The sequence below is a fragment of the Variovorax robiniae genome (assembly GCF_037889955.1).
Classification (GTDB): Bacteria; Pseudomonadota; Gammaproteobacteria; order Burkholderiales; family Burkholderiaceae_C; genus Variovorax; species Variovorax robiniae.
Genome location: NZ_JBBKZS010000002.1, coordinates 52,609 through 68,340, shown reverse-complemented (window position 1 = coordinate 68,340; position 15,732 = coordinate 52,609). Strand labels below are relative to the sequence as shown.

The 15,732-nt window shown below is 63.6% G+C and carries 18 protein-coding genes; 9 read left to right on the top strand and 9 right to left on the bottom strand.

Features of this window, described 5'->3' with window-relative positions; all coding sequences use genetic code 11:
- Nucleotides 1-2 precede the first annotated feature (2 nt).
- Nucleotides 3-647 carry a PepSY-associated TM helix domain-containing protein gene (locus WKW79_RS04490; protein ID WP_340333920.1) on the bottom strand — a complete coding sequence of 215 codons (645 nt, stop codon included), beginning with the start codon at nt 645-647 and terminating at the stop codon, nt 3-5.
- 149 nt (nt 648-796) lie between these two features.
- A complete protein-coding gene (gene bfr / locus WKW79_RS04485; RefSeq protein ID WP_340333919.1) occupies nt 797-1,273 on the bottom strand; it encodes a bacterioferritin in 477 nt (158 codons plus the stop codon).
- 241 nt (nt 1,274-1,514) lie between these two features.
- Between bfr and ahpC the strand changes: the two genes are divergently transcribed.
- Entirely contained in the window at nt 1,515-2,087 is a 573-nt protein-coding gene (ahpC, locus tag WKW79_RS04480) for an alkyl hydroperoxide reductase subunit C (RefSeq protein ID WP_340333918.1), read from the top strand.
- Nucleotides 2,088-2,166: 79 nt separating this feature from the next.
- Nucleotides 2,167-3,768 carry an alkyl hydroperoxide reductase subunit F gene (ahpF, locus tag WKW79_RS04475; protein ID WP_340333917.1) on the top strand — a complete coding sequence of 534 codons (1,602 nt, stop codon included), beginning with the start codon at nt 2,167-2,169 and terminating at the stop codon, nt 3,766-3,768.
- A gap of 79 nt (nt 3,769-3,847) precedes the next feature.
- Here ahpF and ppsR read toward each other — a convergent pair whose 3' ends face one another.
- Nucleotides 3,848-4,669, bottom strand: a complete 822-nt coding sequence (gene ppsR / locus WKW79_RS04470; RefSeq protein ID WP_340333916.1) for a posphoenolpyruvate synthetase regulatory kinase/phosphorylase PpsR — start codon at nt 4,667-4,669, stop codon at nt 3,848-3,850.
- A gap of 185 nt (nt 4,670-4,854) precedes the next feature.
- Between ppsR and ppsA the strand changes: the two genes are divergently transcribed.
- The 7 genes from ppsA (at nt 4,855) to dnaB (ending at nt 11,125) form a co-directional block, all read left to right on the top strand.
- The gene (gene ppsA / locus WKW79_RS04465; protein ID WP_340333915.1) at nt 4,855-7,248 is read left to right on the top strand and encodes a phosphoenolpyruvate synthase; all 2,394 of its coding nucleotides are present in this window, start codon (nt 4,855-4,857) and stop codon (nt 7,246-7,248) included.
- Between the two features lie 231 nt (nt 7,249-7,479).
- On the top strand, nt 7,480-7,968 hold the full coding sequence (locus tag WKW79_RS04460) for a hypothetical protein (protein WP_340333914.1): 489 nt from the start codon (nt 7,480-7,482) through the stop codon (nt 7,966-7,968).
- A 118-nt stretch (nt 7,969-8,086) separates the two neighbouring features.
- On the top strand, nt 8,087-8,464 hold the full coding sequence (rpsF, locus tag WKW79_RS04455) for a 30S ribosomal protein S6 (protein WP_213956395.1): 378 nt from the start codon (nt 8,087-8,089) through the stop codon (nt 8,462-8,464).
- Between the two features lie 4 nt (nt 8,465-8,468).
- A complete protein-coding gene (priB, locus tag WKW79_RS04450; protein ID WP_340333913.1) occupies nt 8,469-8,771 on the top strand; it encodes a primosomal replication protein N in 303 nt (100 codons plus the stop codon).
- An 18-nt stretch (nt 8,772-8,789) separates the two neighbouring features.
- Nucleotides 8,790-9,071 (top strand): 30S ribosomal protein S18, encoded by a 282-nt coding sequence (gene rpsR / locus WKW79_RS04445; protein WP_007830781.1) that lies wholly within the window; start codon nt 8,790-8,792, stop codon nt 9,069-9,071.
- Nucleotides 9,072-9,084: 13 nt separating this feature from the next.
- Complete coding sequence (gene rplI, locus WKW79_RS04440; RefSeq protein WP_340333912.1) at nt 9,085-9,537, top strand: 50S ribosomal protein L9; 453 nt, start codon at nt 9,085-9,087, stop codon at nt 9,535-9,537.
- A 181-nt stretch (nt 9,538-9,718) separates the two neighbouring features.
- The gene (gene dnaB, locus WKW79_RS04435; protein WP_340333911.1) at nt 9,719-11,125 is read left to right on the top strand and encodes a replicative DNA helicase; all 1,407 of its coding nucleotides are present in this window, start codon (nt 9,719-9,721) and stop codon (nt 11,123-11,125) included.
- Here the strand turns inward: dnaB and WKW79_RS04430 are convergent.
- The 6 genes from WKW79_RS04430 to WKW79_RS04405 all read right to left on the bottom strand — a co-directional run bounded on the left by WKW79_RS04430 (nt 11,122) and on the right by WKW79_RS04405 (nt 15,711).
- Nucleotides 11,122-11,814, bottom strand: a complete 693-nt coding sequence (locus WKW79_RS04430) for a helix-turn-helix transcriptional regulator (RefSeq protein WP_340333910.1) — start codon at nt 11,812-11,814, stop codon at nt 11,122-11,124. The genes dnaB and WKW79_RS04430 overlap by 4 nt on opposite strands.
- Nucleotides 11,814-12,266, bottom strand: coding sequence for an MGMT family protein (locus WKW79_RS04425; protein ID WP_340333909.1), 453 nt, complete (start codon nt 12,264-12,266; stop codon nt 11,814-11,816). Before WKW79_RS04425 ends, WKW79_RS04430 begins: the two co-directional genes overlap by 1 nt.
- A 6-nt stretch (nt 12,267-12,272) precedes the next feature.
- Nucleotides 12,273-12,737 carry an EVE domain-containing protein gene (locus WKW79_RS04420; protein ID WP_340333908.1) on the bottom strand — a complete coding sequence of 155 codons (465 nt, stop codon included), beginning with the start codon at nt 12,735-12,737 and terminating at the stop codon, nt 12,273-12,275.
- An 8-nt stretch (nt 12,738-12,745) separates the two neighbouring features.
- Nucleotides 12,746-13,117, bottom strand: a complete 372-nt coding sequence (locus WKW79_RS04415) for a VOC family protein (protein ID WP_340333907.1) — start codon at nt 13,115-13,117, stop codon at nt 12,746-12,748.
- A gap of 152 nt (nt 13,118-13,269) precedes the next feature.
- Nucleotides 13,270-15,066, bottom strand: coding sequence for a PhoH family protein (locus WKW79_RS04410; protein WP_340333906.1), 1,797 nt, complete (start codon nt 15,064-15,066; stop codon nt 13,270-13,272).
- Between the two features lie 168 nt (nt 15,067-15,234).
- Complete coding sequence (locus WKW79_RS04405; RefSeq protein WP_213956404.1) at nt 15,235-15,711, bottom strand: peroxiredoxin; 477 nt, start codon at nt 15,709-15,711, stop codon at nt 15,235-15,237.
- Nucleotides 15,712-15,732 lie beyond the last annotated feature (21 nt).

The window sequence follows — 15,732 nt, the reverse complement described above, 5'->3', positions numbered from 1 at the left end:
AGTCAATGAATCAGGAGCAGGGCCAGCAGCATCGGGATCACCAGCCCCATGCCGACCATCGGCCAGGTGAAGGGGCGGTTGCCGGCGTGCATCTTCAGGATGAACAGCCCGGTGATGGAGAAGACCAGCGTGGCCGCCGCGAAGATGTCGATGAACCAGCTCCAGGCGACGCCGGTGTTGCGTCCCTTGTGCAGGTCGTTGAAGTAGGAGAGCCAGCCGCGATCGGTGCTTTCGTACTCGACCTCGCCATCGTCGAGGTTCAGGCGCAACCAGGCATCGCCGCCGGGGCGGGGGAGGGAAAGGTAGATCTCGTCGTCCGACCATTCAGCCTGCTTGTCGGCGGTGTCGATGGCCCAGCGCTCGCGCAGCCAGGCTTGCAGGTCGGGCGGCAACTCGGCCTTGCCCTTGGCGCGCTGCTTGATTGGATCGACCTGTGCTTCAAGCGCGGCGAGCAGCGGCGCGTTGACGGTGCCGCGTTGCGTCACGATCCTGGGCTTGGCCTCGATCTGGCCCGCATGATTCAACGTGAATCCGGTGATACCGAAAAGCAACAGGCCGATGAGGCAAACCGCCGAACTGACCCAGTGCCACTCGTGCAGGGTCTTCAGCCAATAGGCTCGGCGGCGGTTGTCGGTGGGGCCACTCATCTGGCGGTGTGGGTTCGAATCGGCATGGGGAAGCCGGCGATTCTAGCGACACAGATGAGAATGAATGTTATTTACAGGTAAAGTTCAGGCGCAAAAAAAGGGCCGAAGCCCCTGAGTGGTCCAGCCTCGCTTCGAGGCGGGCGGCATGCTCAGCTGGGTTCACCCATCTGGCTCTGCAGGTAGTTCTGCAGGCCGACCTTCCCGACCAGGTCGATCTGGGTTTCGAGGAAGTCGATGTGCTCTTCCGTGTCGTCGAGGATCTTCTGCAGCAGGTCGCGCGACACATAGTCACGCACCGACTCGCAATGCGCGATGCCTGCCTTGATGGTGGCTTGCGCGCCGGTCTCGCTCTTGAGGTCGCAAGCCAGGATTTCCGGCACGTCTTCGCCCACTTGCAGCTTGCCGAGGTCCTGCAGGTTGGGCAGGCCGTCGAGCATGAAGATGCGGTCCATGATCCAGTCGGCATGCTTCATTTCGCCGATGGATTCGTCGTATTCCTTCTTGGCCAGCTTGTCCAGGCCCCAGTGCTTGAGCATGCGGTAGTGCAGGAAGTACTGGTTGATCGCAGTCAACTCGTTCTTGAGCTGCGCTTGCAGGTGTTCGATGACTTGAGGGTCGCCCTTCATGGTGTTTTCCTTATTGTGAACAGCCAATTGTGCGAGTTCGTTCACATAGGGCGCAAGGGATGTCCCCGTGTTCGCAGTCTTCATGCGTTTGATCGTGATGCGCGTTCGCATCGGGATGACCCTGTCTCATAGTTGTGACGCTATCATTTAATAGTCATGATCTATCGAGAGTGCTATTTGTATTGGGTATACTCATGGCTCACCCTTTTCAATCACAAGCACTTCGTTCAAGGAACCAGGCATGTCTCTTATCAACACCGAAATCATTCCCTTCAAGGCCACCGCGTATCACAACGGCAAGTTCGTTCCGGTGAGCAACGAAAACTTCAAGGGCAAGTGGTCGGTTGTGGTGTTCTATCCCGCAGACTTCACCTTCGTCTGCCCGACCGAACTGGGTGACCTGGCCGACAACTACGCTGAATTCAAGAAGCTCGGCGTCGAGATCTATGGCGTGTCGACCGACACCCACTTCACGCACAAGGCCTGGCACGACACGTCGGACACGATCCGCAAGGTGCAGTACCCGCTGGTCGGCGACCCGAGCGGCCAACTGGCCCGCGCCTTCCAGGTGATGATCGAAGAAGGCGAAGACGCCGGCCTCGCCTATCGCGGCACCTTCGTGATCGACCCCGAAGGCAAGATCAAGACCGCCGAAGTGCACGACAACGGCATCGGCCGTGATGCTGGCGAATTGCTGCGCCGCGTGAAGGCTGCCCAGTACGTGGCCGCCCACCCCGGTGAAGTCTGCCCCGCCAAGTGGACCGAAGGCGCCGAGACCCTCAAGCCCTCGTTCGACCTCGTCGGCAAGATCTAAGCGCGCCTTGCGCAAAGCCCGGGCGCTCGTTTGGCCCCGGGCTTTTTTGTTCCCATTTGAAATCTGAAAGTGAGTCCTCATGCTCGACGCAGCCTCCAAAGCCCAACTCAAAAGCTATCTCGAACGCGCCACGCAGCCGATCGAAATCGTCGCCTCCCTCGACGACGGCAAGGCTTCGGCGGATGTGCTGTCGCTGCTGAAGGACGTCGCTGAAGTCTCGCCGCTGGTCAAGCTGATCGAAAGCCGCGACGACAACCATCGCAAGCCCTCGTTCTCGATCAACCGTCCGAGCGAGAACCACGGCCCGCGCTTTGCCGGGCTGCCGATGGGCCATGAATTCACGTCGCTGATCCTTGCGTTGTTGCAGGTCGGCGGCTATCCCCCCAAGGTCGAGCAGGCGGTGCTCGACCAGATCCGAGCGCTCGATGGCGACTTCGAGTTCGAGATCTACGTCTCGCTGACCTGCCACAACTGCCCGGACGTGGTGCAGGCATTGAACCTGATGGCGGTGCAGAACCCGCGCATCCGCGCCACGATGATCGAAGGCGGCACCTTCCAGCAGGAAGTGAAGGAGCGGCAGGTGATGGCCGTGCCGACCGTGTTCCTCAACGGCACGGAGTTCGGCCAGGGCCGCATGAGCCTGGAAGAGATCCTCGCGAAGATTGACACCAGCGGTGTCGAGCGCGAAGCGAAGAAGATTGCCGGCAAGGACCCGTTCGATGTGCTGATCGTCGGCGGCGGCCCGGCCGGTGCGGCCGCGGCTGTGTACGCGGCGCGCAAGGGCATCCGCACGGGTGTCGCGTCGGAGCGCTTCGGCGGCCAGGTGCTGGACACCATGGGCATCGAGAACTTCATCTCGATCAAGGAAACCGAAGGACCGAAGTTCGCCCACGCGCTGGAAGAGCATGTGCGTGACTACGAAGTGGACATCATGAACCTGCAACGCGCCAAGGCGCTGGTGCCGGGCAAGGAGTTCATCGAGGTGCAGTTGGAAAGCGGCGCCTCGCTCAAGAGCAAGTCCATCGTCATTTCGACGGGCGCGCGCTGGCGCAACATCAACGTGCCGGGCGAGCAGGAGTTCAAGAACAAGGGCGTGGCCTATTGCCCTCATTGCGATGGCCCGTTGTTCAAGGGCAAGCGCGTCGCGGTGATCGGCGGCGGCAACTCGGGTGTGGAAGCGGCCATCGATCTGGCCGGTATCGTTGGCCACGTCACGCTGATCGAGTTCGACACGCAACTGCGCGCCGACGCGGTGCTGCAACGCAAACTCAAGAGCCTGAAGAACGTCGACATCTTCACCAACGCGCAGACGACCGAGATCACCGGCGACCAGAAGGTCAACGGCCTGGTCTTCAAGGACCGTGCGACGGGTGAATTGAAGACGGTGCCGCTCGAAGGCGTGTTCATCCAGATCGGCCTGGTGCCCAACACCGACTGGCTCAAGGGCACGGTCGAGCTGTCGAAGCACGGCGAGATCATCGTGGACGCCAAGGGCCAGACCTCGGTGCCCGGCGTGTTCGCGGCGGGCGATGTGACGACGGTGCCGTTCAAGCAGATCATCATCGCGGCGGGTGAGGGCGCGAAGGCTGCGCTCAGTGCATTCGACCACCTGATTCGGACGTCTGCACCGGCGGAAGAAGCCGCGACGGCGAAGGGTCTCGCGCCCGAAGCTGTCGCCTGAATGAGAACGATGCTGCGCCTCGGGCAGTCGGTGTCAGGTCGCGACGGGGCAACGCAGTTCCCCTCGGGGGTTCGTGCCTTCAGTACGTGAGTCGCTCCGGCCGCACTTCCTGCAGTATCGTCGTCGCGATCTCCTCGATCGATTTGGTCGTCGTCGACAGCCACCTGATGCCGGCGCGCCGCATCATCGCTTCCGCTTCGGCAATCTCGTGGCGGCAGTTCTCGAGGCTCGCATAGCGCGAATTCGGGCGTCGCTCATTGCGGATCTGCGACAGCCGCTCGGCCTGGATCGTGAGCCCGAAGATCTTCTTCTTGTGCGGCACCAGGGCCGGCGGCAACTGGCGCCGGTCGAAGTCCTCCGGGATCAACGGATAGTTCGCCGCCTTCAGCCCGTGCTGCATGGCGAGGTAGAGCGAGGTCGGCGTCTTGCCGCTGCGACTCACGCCGACCAGGATCACGTCGGCGCCGTCGAGGTCGCGATTGCTCTGCCCGTCGTCATGCTGCAAGCTGAAGTCGATGGCCGCGATGCGGGCGTCGTACTCCTTGCTCTTGCTCACGTCACTGAAGCGCCCGATGCGGTGGTTCGACTTCATCGCCAACTCGATTTCCAGTGGCCGCACGAAGGTGCCGAACATGTCGAGCAGCATGCCCTTGCAGCCGGTCTCGATGACCTCGAGCACGTCCATGTTGGCCAGGGTCGTGAAGACGATGGGGCGCTGGCCCTCGATCTCGGCCGTGTGATTGATGCGCCGCACGGCCTGGTGCGCCTTGTCGACCGTGTCGGTAAAGGGCAGCCGGACGTGCCGGGGCGTCAACTCGAACTGGGCCAGGACCGCATTGCCGAAGGTCTCCGCGGTGATGCCTGTGCCGTCTGAAACAAAGAAAACTGTACGCGTGTGCATGTGGGGCTGCCCGGTGTTGCGGCGCGCAAAAACGGAGCGGCGCCTACAATTCAGCCCAATTATGGGGAATCCGTTCCCCGCGCCACATTTCTCCCCATGCCTTCCGCAGCCGCACCCACAACCAGAACAATGATCGTGCGTTGCCGTCGGCATGACCCAAAGGTTTTAACTTCTGGAGCTTTCCCATGTCTGACCTCTTTGAAGCGACCGCCCTGGTCGTTCCGTTTGAGAACCTGAGAATGACCGACGTCGAGTCGGTCGGCGGCAAGAACGCCAGTCTCGGCGAGATGATTTCCCAACTGCCGCAAGGCGTGCGCGTGCCCACCGGCTTTGCGACCACGGCTCATGCGTTCCGCCAGTTCCTGGCCCATGACGGCTTGGCCGACAAGATCAGCAAGCGCCTGGCTTCGCTCGACACGGAAGACGTGCGCGCGCTGGCCGTGGCCGGCGCGGAGATCCGCGGCATGGTCGAGGCCCAGCCTTTCCCGGCCGATCTGCAAAAGGCAATCGCCGATGCTTTCGCGACGCTGAGCGCCGGCAATCCGCAGGCCAGCTTCGCCGTGCGCTCGTCCGCCACGGCCGAAGACCTGCCCGACGCCTCCTTCGCCGGCCAGCAGGAGACCTTCCTGAACGTGGTCGGCATCGACGACGTGCTGCACAAGATGAAAGAGGTCTTCGCCTCCCTCTACAACGACCGCGCCATCAGCTACCGCGTGCACAAGGGCTTCGCGCACGACGTGGTTGCACTGTCGGCCGGCGTGCAGCGCATGGTGCGCTCCGACCTCGGCGCCGCTGGCGTTATGTTCACCATCGACACCGAGTCGGGCTTCGAGGACGTGGTCTTCATCACCTCCAGCTACGGCCTGGGTGAGACGGTGGTGCAGGGCGCGGTGAACCCGGACGAGTTCTACGTCCACAAGCCGATGCTCAAGGCCGGCAAGCGCTCGGTGATCCGCCGCAACCTGGGTTCCAAGCTGATCCAGATGGAGTTCGCCACGCCCGAGGAAAAGAAGGCCACCGGCAAGCTGGTCAAGACCACCGACGTGCCGACCGAACAGCGCAACCGCTATTCGCTGACCGACGCGGACGTCGAGCAACTCGGCAAGTACGCCCTGGTGATCGAGGAGCACTACGGCCGCCCGATGGACATCGAGTGGGGCAAGGACGGCACCGACGGCCAGCTCTACATCCTGCAGGCGCGCCCGGAGACGGTGAAGAGCCAGCAGCAAGGCAAGGCCGAGCAACGCTACAAGCTGCTGGGCAAGGGAGCCGTGCTGGCCGAAGGCCGCGCCATCGGCCAGAAGATCGGCACCGGCCCCGTGCGCCTGGTGCACAACATCAGCGAAATGGACAAGGTCCAGGCCGGCGACATCCTCGTCACCGACATGACCGACCCCAACTGGGAGCCGGTGATGAAGCGCGCTTCCGCCATCGTCACCAACCGCGGCGGACGCACGTGCCACGCGGCCATCATCGCGCGTGAACTCGGCATCCCGGCCGTGGTCGGCTGCGGCGACGCGACCGAACTGCTCAAGGAAGGCACGCTGGTCACGGTGAGCTGCGCCGAGGGCGACACTGGCTTCATTTACGACGGCCTGCTCGAGACCGAAGTGACCGAAGTCTCGCGCGGCGAAATGCCGGCGATCGACCTGAAGATCATGATGAACGTCGGCAATCCGCAGCTGGCCTTCGACTTCGCGCAATTGCCCAACCACGGCGTGGGCCTGGCGCGCCTCGAGTTCATCATCAACAACAACATCGGCGTGCATCCGAAGGCCATCCTCGACTATCCGAACGTCGACGTGGACCTGAAAAAGGCCGTCGAGTCGGTGGCCCGCGGCCACGCCTCGCCACGTGCTTTCTACGTCGACAAGGTGGCCGAGGGCATCGCCACCATCGGCGCGGCCTTCTGGCCCAAGCCGGTGATCGTGCGCCTGTCCGACTTCAAGTCGAACGAGTACCGCAAGCTGATCGGCGGCTCGCGCTACGAGCCGGAAGAAGAGAACCCGATGCTGGGCTTCCGCGGCGCCGCGCGCTACGTGAGCGACGAGTTTCGCGAGGCGTTCCTCATGGAATGCGAGGCACTGCGCCGCGTGCGCAACGAGATGGGCCTGACCAACGTGCAGATCATGGTGCCCTTCGTGCGTACCCTGGGCCAGGCCGAGCGCGTGACCGGCCTGCTGGCCGCCGAGGGCCTCAAGCGCGGCGAGAACGAGCTCAAGCTCATCATGATGTGCGAAGTGCCGAGCAACGCCATCCTGGCCGACGAGTTCCTGCAGTTCTTCGACGGCTTCTCGATCGGCTCCAATGACCTGACCCAGCTCACCCTTGGCCTGGACCGCGACTCCGGCCTCGAGTTACTGGCCGCCGACTTCGACGAACGCGACCCGGCCGTCAAGGCCATGCTGAGCCGTGCCATCAAGGCATGCAAGTCGCAGGGCAAGTACGTTGGCATTTGCGGACAGGGCCCCAGCGACCATCCGGACTTCGCGCTGTGGCTGGCGGAGCAGGGCATCGAGTCGATCTCGCTGAACCCCGACAGCGTGATTGACACGTGGAAGCAACTCGCGGGGCGTTGATCCCGCCTGCGGCCGACCACCCGGGCCGACCCGAAGCGACACCGCCGTGTCGCTCGCGCTACGCAATCGATCACGCTCCCGCGCTATTTGCCTCGCCGGAGTGTGTCAATTTGCAACTTGTTGCCAGTTTGGTGTCAGACTTCCGTGCCATGAGGGGACGGAAGTCTGCCGCTTTGCCGAGGGCGCAAGACCCACGCAACGGCCCGCGAGCCATTCGCGTGAGGGATAGCCATGATTCTTGTGAAGACCGACGCCGGGCAGCAGGCGTTCAAGGACCGGACGATCCGGCTCACGCCCCGTCAGCGCTCCGCCTTCTTCCTCTGCGACGGCAAGCGCACCGTGGCAGAGGTGCAGGCCGCCGGCATGAACATCACCCGTGAAGACCTGGACGAGATGGTCTCGCTGGGCATGCTCACGGTAGCGAGCGGCGGGGCTCAGGCCGTCGCGCCGGCCATCGCAGCCGCCGCGCCAGTTCCCGCCGCTCCCATCGCTGCCCCCAGGGCCGCGGCCAATGACGCCCGTCCGGCCCAGGACCGCTACAAGGAGGCCTACCCGATCGCCACCCGCCTTTCCGGCGGCCTGGGCCTGCGCGGCTTCCGGCTCAACCTGGCGGTGGAAGGCACGACCAGCTACGAGGAACTGCTGGCCTTGGCCCCCAAGATCCGTGCCGCTGTCGGCCCGGACAAGGCCGCGGAGCTGGACCGCGCGCTCGGCGCCTGACGTTCTGAAGCCTGGAGCTCAAAAACCGGGCTATAATCATCGGCTTTGCCTTGCCACACCGCTTTGCACACTGCGGGTGGCTTTATCCCTTCCCCCGGGAAGATCCACAAGGAGTGCCATGCGTCACTATGAAATCATTTTGCTGATCCACCCGGATCAGAGCGAGCAAGTTCCGGCCATGCTGGAGCGTTACAAGGGCCTGATCACGGCCGGCGGCGGCAAGATCCACCGCGTTGAAGACTGGGGCCGTCGCCAGCTGGCCTACCAGATCAACAAGCTCAACAAGGCTCACTACCTGTGCGTGAACATCGAAGCTGAACAAGCTGTGATGGCCGAACTGGAACACGCGTTCAAGTTCAACGACGCCGTGCTGCGCCACCTCACCGTCCAGAAGAAGAAGGCCGACACCGGTCCTTCGTCGATGATGAAGACGGTCGAGCGCGAAGAAGCCCGCAAGGCTCAACAGGCCGAATACGCTGCCGCCAACAACAACTGATGGCGTGAAGGTTGCCGCAGCCAACCAGGTTCGCCTGACTGCCTGCGTCGCCGAAATCGGAAGCCTGCGATACACGCCCGCCGGATTGCCCGCCATCGACCTGAAGCTCGAACACGAGTCGACCGTCGAAGAGGCCGGCAAGCCCAGGCAGGTGAAGGCGGCCCTCAAGGCCGTGGCGTTCGGCGCGATTGCCGAGCGGCTCGCAAGGCAGGCGATGGGAAGTCTCTGGTTGTTCCAAGGCTTCCTCGCCACTCCGGGCAACGGCAAGCATCCGGTTCTGCACATCCAGGATTTTCAGCAAGATTAATTTTTCAGAGGTCCAACCATGGCCACGTTCAAGAAATTCAACAAAGACAAGCGCCCGAAGCGCAACACCCAGTCGCTGCTGTTCAAGCGCAAGCGCTTCTGCCGCTTCACCGTCGCTGGCGTCGAAGAGATCGACTACAAGGACATCGACACGCTGCGCGACTTCATCAGCGAAAACGGCAAGATCATCCCCGCACGCCTGACCGGCACGCGCGCGATCTACCAGCGCCAGCTCAACACCGCCATCAAGCGCGCACGCTTCCTGGCCATGGTGCCGTACAGCGACCAGCACCGCGTCTAAGGAGCCAGACACCATGCAAATCATTCTTCTGGACAAGGTCGTCAACGTCGGCGCACTCGGCGACATCGTCAAGGTCAAGGACGGCTACGCCCGCAACTTCCTGATCCCGTCGGGCCGCGCCCGCCGCGCCACCGAAGCCAACAAGGCCGAATTCGCCGCCCGTCGCGCCGAACTCGAAAAGGCTGCCGCTGCCAAGCTGGCCGAATCGCAAGCCCAGGGCGAGAAGCTCGCCGGCACCTCGATCAAGCTGACCCAAAAGGCTGGCGTCGACGGTCGCCTGTTCGGCTCCGTCACCAACCACGACGTCGCCGAAGAGCTGAACAAGCAAGGCTACAAGGTCGTGAAGTCGCAAGTGCGCATGCCCAATGGCCCGATCAAGGTCGTTGGCGACAGCACCGTGAGTGTCGCGCTGCACACCGACGTGGTGGTCGACATCACCGTCACCGTGTACGGCGAAACGGCTTAAGTGCTGCACGTCAGGAGTTGCCTTCGGGCAGCTTCGAACCAAAGGCCGCCTTCGGGCGGCCTTTGTTTTGGGCCGCGCAAGTTGTCCTTGTCGCTGCACCGCAATCCCACTGCTTATCCACAGCGTTATCCCATGACGCAGGCCGCCGTGCGCCGTAGCATGGCGGGCTGCAAGGAAATCCATGTCCGCCGTTTTCTCCTATGCCGACAATGATTCGTCGGACGATCGCCAGGTCGCACAACTGCGCATCCCGCCCCACTCGATCGAGGCCGAGTCGAGCGTGCTCGGCGGCCTGCTGCTCGACAACGGCGCCTGGGACCGGGTGGCCGACCTGCTCGAAGAGGGCAACTTCTACCGCTACGAACACAAGCTGATCTTCACGGCGATCAGCACCCTGATCAACGGCAGCAAGCCGGCCGACGTGATCACGGTGTTCGAGAACCTGCAGAGCCTCGGCAAGTCCGACGAGATGGGCGGCCTGGCCTACCTCAATTCGCTGGCGCAGTACGTGCCCAGCGCAAGCAACATCCGCCGCTATGCCGAGATCGTTCGCGAGCGCTCGATCCTGCGCAAGCTGGTGAGCGCGGCCGACGAGATCGCGACCAACGCCTTCAACCCGCAAGGCAAGGCGGTCGACAAGATCCTCGACGAGGCCGAGCAGAAGATCTTCCACATCGGCGAGGAAGGCACGCGCGGCAAGCAGGGCTTCCAGAGCATGGACACGCTGGTGGTGGACCTGCTGGACCGCGTGACCGAGATGGCCGACAACCCGAACGACATCACCGGTATTCGCACCGGCTTCGACGAGTTCGACAAGATGACATCGGGGCTGCAACCCGGCGACATGATCGTGCTGGCCGCGCGCCCGTCGATGGGCAAGACCTCGCTCGCGATCAACATCGCCGAGCACGTGGCGCTCAATGAAGGCCTGCCGGTGGCCGTGTTCTCGATGGAAATGGGCGCCGCGCAATTGGCGGTTCGTATCGTCGGCTCCATCGGCCGCATCGACCAGGGTCACCTGCGCACCGGCAAGCTCACGGACGAGGAATGGCCGCGCCTGACCGAAGCGATCGAGAAGCTTCGCACCATCTCGCTGCACATCGACGAGACGCCGGGCCTCACGACCAGCGAACTGCGCGCGAACTCGCGCCGGCTCGCGCGCCAATACGGCAAGCTCGGCCTGATCGTGGTCGACTACCTGCAACTGATGAGCGTGTCGACGTCGATGAACGACGAGAACCGCGCGACCGCCGTGGGCGAAATCTCGCGCGGCCTGAAGATGCTGGCCAAGGAACTCAAGTGCCCGGTGATCGCGCTGTCGCAGCTCAGCCGCGGCGTGGAAAGCCGCACCGACAAGCGCCCCATGATGAGCGACTTGCGCGAATCCGGCGCCATCGAGCAGGACGCGGACTTGATCATGTTCATCTACCGCGACGACTACTACAACAAGGAGTCGAAGGAGCCGGGCGTGGCGGAAGTGATCATCAGCAAGCACCGGAATGGCCCGACCGGCACGGTGAAGCTGGGCTTCCTGAAGCCGTTGACCAAGTTCGAGAATCTTGCCGGGTATGGCGGGGGCGATTTCTAAGTCGCCTTGCGCTCTGCGCGGACCTTGCGCATGAAGTCGGCGAGGGTCTTGCCGGGCTCGTCGCGGAAGTGCTGCGCGAGCACCTCGACTTGGTCGATGCGGTCGACCCTAAAGCCGCGGAAGTCGTTGCGCATCTCGCACCAGGCTGACAGCGTCCAAACCTTGCCCCAGTAGAAGCAACCGAGCGGGCGCACCGTGCGCTCGCTCGGCGCGTCGTTCAGGTCGTGATAAACCAAGTGCAGCTTCTGCCGCGAACGGACGGCTTCTCGGAGTGTCTGCAAGCGCGATCGCGTGGCGTCATCAAGCGCCAGCGCTGGCGCGTACAGCGCGATGGCTTCGGCCGAGACGCGCGCAGCCGGCGGCAGCACCGACAGGATCTTGCCGAGCGCGCTTTCGATGTCGCGCGCCATTGCCGCGTCGACCCAACTCTGTGCCAGCCGAGCGGCTGCCACCAACGCGCTGGCTTCGTCCTGCGTGAACATCAAGGGCGGCAATTCGAAGCCCGCGCCCAGTCGATAGCCGACGCCTGCTTCACCTTCGATGGGCACGCCCTGGTGCTGCAAGTCGGCCACGTCGCGGTACACCGTGCGCTCGGATACCTCCAGCCGCTGCGCCAGGAAGGCAGCGGTCGTGAGCCGGCGCCCGCGAATGAGCTGCACGATCTGGAACAGGCGGTCGGCGCGACGCATCAGATGAGCCGTTGTTCGTAGTCTTCGACGAAGAAGCGCTTGCCGCGCTGCACGACGGTGTGGCCTTCCGCCTCCAGCCTGCGCATTTGCGCCTCGATGCCGCCGGGATACTTGGGATTGAGCTCGCCATCGATCTTCAGCGTGCGCCACCAGGGTGTCGTCCCGCGCGTTTCCTCGACGGCATGCGCCACCATGTGCGCAAAGATCGCGGTGGTCACCGTGCAGCCGATGGTGGCCTGGTGTCGCGCCGCAATGTCCTCGCCGATGCCGAATACGGTCGCCAGCCGACCTTCAGGCACGCCGCGCATCGCCGCCTCGACTTCCTGCGGGGAAGGCGTGGCGATGGTGCCATCCCCACGACGCGCGCGCATCGCGTCGGGAATGGGTTTCACATTCGGCAGATGCGGGTAGCTGGCGAGGCGGTCTTGCCAGCTTTTGCGGATCGCGGTCATTCGGGTTCAGAGGTCCAGCGAGTTCACATCGGCCCGCATCGCGTCGGCAATCAGGCGCATGTCATGCGCGCTGACTTCGAAGAGCCCGAAGCGGAACTTCGCGCCCCAGCGCTTCGGATCCTCGACGAATTCGAAGGCTTCGATCAGCGGCGCGATCGGCGCCTCCGCCGCCTCCGCCGCCTTCGCATACTTGACATCGCGGCGCCACGGCACGAAGCCGTTGCCCATCTCCGCGGTGTACGGTTCGCCCGGCTGCACCACGCCGATGGAGACAAAACTTTGCAGCTTGTCGGTGCCGCCGAACACCGTGGCCGGCGAGTAATAGGCGACGCGATCGCCCGGCGCGATGCGCTTGAGCGGCGCACCCTTGCCATGGCCGACCTGCATGAAGCCCATCGGCCGATGGTCCCGGCCGATCCGCGCGTGTTCGGCGCTGGCGATGGCGATCCAGTTGCGAGGTGTGGTGGCCATGATGCTGCTCAGGCCGTGGCGTGAAGGCCGACCTCATTGCCTTCGGTGTCGCGCATGTGGGCGATGAAGCCGATGCCCTGCGGCAGCTCGAACTTCGGCGAGACGATCTGGCCGCCCGCGGCTTCGATGCGCGCGAGCGCGGCATCGATGCTGGGCATGCAGTCGAGGTAAATGCGGATGCCGGAGCCCGATGCTGCGATCTTGTTGGCGCCGAATTGCAGGCAGCCACCGGTGGCGGGCGCGTCGTACGGAAACACGGCCAATTGCTCGCCGCCAAAGTCCTGGCGCTTCAAGCTGCGCCCGAGCACGGTCTCGTAGAAGCGCTGCGCACGGTCCATGTCGGTGACGGGAATCTCAAACCAGTTGATGGCGTTGCTCATGTCGAACTCTCTTGGGTGGAAGGGAGCCTCGATGGTGCGAGGGTGCTGCTGACAGCGTATTGTCAGTAGCCTGTCACTCGGGCGCAAAAAAGCCCGCTGCGCCGAGGGCGGCGAGCGGGCGATTTCGGGGTGTGAGCGCGCGCGGGTGCCGATCAGAGCACTTCGCTGGCGAAGTCCGCCAGCCGCGAGCGTTCGCCGCGTGCCAGCGTGATGTGCCCACCGTGCGGCCAGCCCTTGAACTTGTCGACCGCGAAGGTCAAGCCGGACGAGCCTTCCGTCAAGTAGGGCGTGTCGATCTGCGCGAGGTTGCCCATGCAGATGATCTTGGTGCCGGGGCCAGCGCGCGTGATCAGGGTCTTCATCTGCTTGGGCGTCAGGTTCTGCGCCTCGTCGACGATCACGTACTTGTTGAGGAAGGTACGGCCCCGCATGAAGTTCATGCTCTTGATCTTGATGCGCGAGCGGATCAGCTCGTTGGTCGCGGCGCGGCCCCATTCGCCGGCGCTGCCGCCGTCGCCCTTGGCCAGGAACTCGAGGTTGTCGTCGAGGGCGCCCATCCATGGCCCCATCTTCTCTTCCTCGGTGCCGGGCAGGAAGCCGATGTCTTCGCCGACGCTCACGGTGGCGCGGGTCATGATGATCTCGGTGTAGCGGCGGTCGTCCAGCACCTGCGTGAGGCCGGATGCCAGCGCCATCAGCGTCTTGCCGGTGCCGGCCGTGCCGGTCAGCGTCACGAAGTCGATCTCCGGGTCCATCAGCACGTTCATCGCGAAGTTCTGTTCGCGGTTCTTCGTCGACACGCCCCAGACGGCGTTCTTGGCCGAGCTGTAGTCCTTCAGCGTCTTGAGCACCGCGGTCTTGTCGCGGATCTCGGTGACGCGGGCGTACATGCTGGGCTCGCCCGGTGCCTCGAAGTAGACGAACTGGTTGATGAACAGGTTGGGCACGATCGGGCCGGTGATGCGGTAGAAGGTCGTGCTGCCGCTCTGCCAACTCTCGACGGTCTTGCTCTGGCGCGTCCAGAAGTCCGGCGGCAACGCGAGCGAGCCGGAGTAGAGCAGGTCGCCGTCTTCCAGCGTCTTGTCGTTCTGGTAGTCGTCGGCGGCCAGGCCCAGCGCACGGGCCTTGACGCGCATGTTGATGTCCTTCGACACCAGCACCACTTCCTGCTTCGGATGTCCTGGACGATCTTGCGAATACAGGTCGCGCAGCGCATGCACCACGCCAAGGATCTGATTGTCGGCCTTGCCCTGCGGCAGGCTGCTCGGCAACGAGAAGTCCATCACCTCGGTCTGGAAGAACAGCTTGCCGCCGGCGCCTGTGTGGCCGGTGGTATCAAGCCTCAAACCCTTCGCGATGTCCGCGCCCTTGGCGCCGGCCAGCGCATCGAGCGTGCGGCTGGTCTGGCGGCCGTTGCGCGCGACTTCGGTCGTGCCTTTCTTGTGACCGTCGAGCTCTTCCAGAACAATCATCGGCAGATAGATGTCGTGTTCCTCGAAGCGGAACAGGCACATCGGGTCGTGCAGCAGCACATTGGTGTCGAGCACGAACAGCTTCGCAGGCCCGTTCGACTTGGAACGGCGCGGGCGGCTTTCTTGCGTGACGGCCTTCGGACGGGCCACTGGCGTGGGCGCCGCGACTTGCGCGGGCTCCTGTTCGGCGCGGGCTTGCGCTGGCTCGGGTGCGCGTTCGACGGCACGTTCCGGCGCGGATTGCGGGCGCGGCTTGGTTTCGATCTGTTGCAATCCTTCGGTCAGGGGCGCGCCACCGGCTTCACTCGCGCGGGTGTCGAACAGCTCGAGCGGTTGCGGCGCCGCGGCCCGCGCGTTCTCAGCATGTCGGCTGCCGCTGCTGCGGCGCGAGGGTTTGGAGGACGAATGCGCCGGCGCGTCAAGCGCGTCGGGAGAGAGAAGGGCGGCGCGCTTCGTGGGGGCGGGGGGCAGGGGCATGGAGGGGGGTGCTCGCAAAGAAGAAGGAACCAGAAAGTAAAAAAGCCGCCTGGCGAGCCGGGCGGCTTTCTTGAAGGGACGCGGTTGTTGCGATCAACAGCATGAGACCACTATACACGTCCCCCTACCACGTCGTTCTTACACGTGGTGCGAATGAAACATGTTGTTTCAGGCGGCTTTCTTGAGCGCCTTGACTTCCTTGAGCACGTCGTCGACATGGCCTGGAACCTTGAGGCCGCGCCATTCGGCCTTGAGGATGCCATCTGCGCCGATCAGGAAGGTGCTGCGCTCGATGCCCTTGACCTTCTTGCCGTACATGATCTTGTTCTTGACCACGCCGAACATGTGACACATTTTTTCTTCTGTGTCAGCGATCAGTTCGAACGGGAGTTCGAGCTTCGCCTTGAATTCGTCGTGCGACTTCATGTTGTCGCGCGAGACGCCGAACACCGTGGCGCCGGCTTTCACGAAGTCCTTGTAGCGGTCGCGGAACTGCATGGCTTCGGTGGTACAACCGGGCGTGTTGTCCTTCGGATAGAAATACATCACCAGCACGTGGCCGAGGTGGGAGGTGTTCGAGACCTTGATGCCACCGGTCGCGTTGGATTCGAACTCGGGAATGGGTTTGTTGACAACGATCGCCATGAAACTTGTTTTCTCCGTTAT

What these genes read in the sequence shown, in the direction of transcription:
- WKW79_RS04425 (WP_340333909.1), bottom strand. Translation starts at nt 12,266, where the DNA reads ATGACCGCGATCCGCAAAAGCTGGCAAGACCGCCTCGCCAGCTACCCG.
- WKW79_RS04430 (WP_340333910.1), bottom strand. Translation starts at nt 11,814, where the DNA reads ATGCGTCGCGCCGACCGCCTGTTCCAGATCGTGCAGCTCATTCGCGGG.
- dnaB (WP_340333911.1), top strand. Translation starts at nt 9,719, where the DNA reads ATGTCCGCCGTTTTCTCCTATGCCGACAATGATTCGTCGGACGATCGC.
- rpsF (WP_213956395.1), top strand. Translation starts at nt 8,087, where the DNA reads ATGCGTCACTATGAAATCATTTTGCTGATCCACCCGGATCAGAGCGAG.
- WKW79_RS04415 (WP_340333907.1), bottom strand. Translation starts at nt 13,117, where the DNA reads ATGAGCAACGCCATCAACTGGTTTGAGATTCCCGTCACCGACATGGAC.
- WKW79_RS04420 (WP_340333908.1), bottom strand. Translation starts at nt 12,737, where the DNA reads ATGGCCACCACACCTCGCAACTGGATCGCCATCGCCAGCGCCGAACAC.
- WKW79_RS04405 (WP_213956404.1), bottom strand. Translation starts at nt 15,711, where the DNA reads ATGGCGATCGTTGTCAACAAACCCATTCCCGAGTTCGAATCCAACGCG.
- rpsR (WP_007830781.1), top strand. Translation starts at nt 8,790, where the DNA reads ATGGCCACGTTCAAGAAATTCAACAAAGACAAGCGCCCGAAGCGCAAC.
- bfr (WP_340333919.1), bottom strand. Translation starts at nt 1,273, where the DNA reads ATGAAGGGCGACCCTCAAGTCATCGAACACCTGCAAGCGCAGCTCAAG.
- rplI (WP_340333912.1), top strand. Translation starts at nt 9,085, where the DNA reads ATGCAAATCATTCTTCTGGACAAGGTCGTCAACGTCGGCGCACTCGGC.
- WKW79_RS04490 (WP_340333920.1), bottom strand. Translation starts at nt 647, where the DNA reads ATGAGTGGCCCCACCGACAACCGCCGCCGAGCCTATTGGCTGAAGACC.
- ahpC (WP_340333918.1), top strand. Translation starts at nt 1,515, where the DNA reads ATGTCTCTTATCAACACCGAAATCATTCCCTTCAAGGCCACCGCGTAT.
- ahpF (WP_340333917.1), top strand. Translation starts at nt 2,167, where the DNA reads ATGCTCGACGCAGCCTCCAAAGCCCAACTCAAAAGCTATCTCGAACGC.
- WKW79_RS04460 (WP_340333914.1), top strand. Translation starts at nt 7,480, where the DNA reads ATGATTCTTGTGAAGACCGACGCCGGGCAGCAGGCGTTCAAGGACCGG.
- ppsR (WP_340333916.1), bottom strand. Translation starts at nt 4,669, where the DNA reads ATGCACACGCGTACAGTTTTCTTTGTTTCAGACGGCACAGGCATCACC.
- WKW79_RS04410 (WP_340333906.1), bottom strand. Translation starts at nt 15,066, where the DNA reads ATGCCCCTGCCCCCCGCCCCCACGAAGCGCGCCGCCCTTCTCTCTCCC.
- ppsA (WP_340333915.1), top strand. Translation starts at nt 4,855, where the DNA reads ATGTCTGACCTCTTTGAAGCGACCGCCCTGGTCGTTCCGTTTGAGAAC.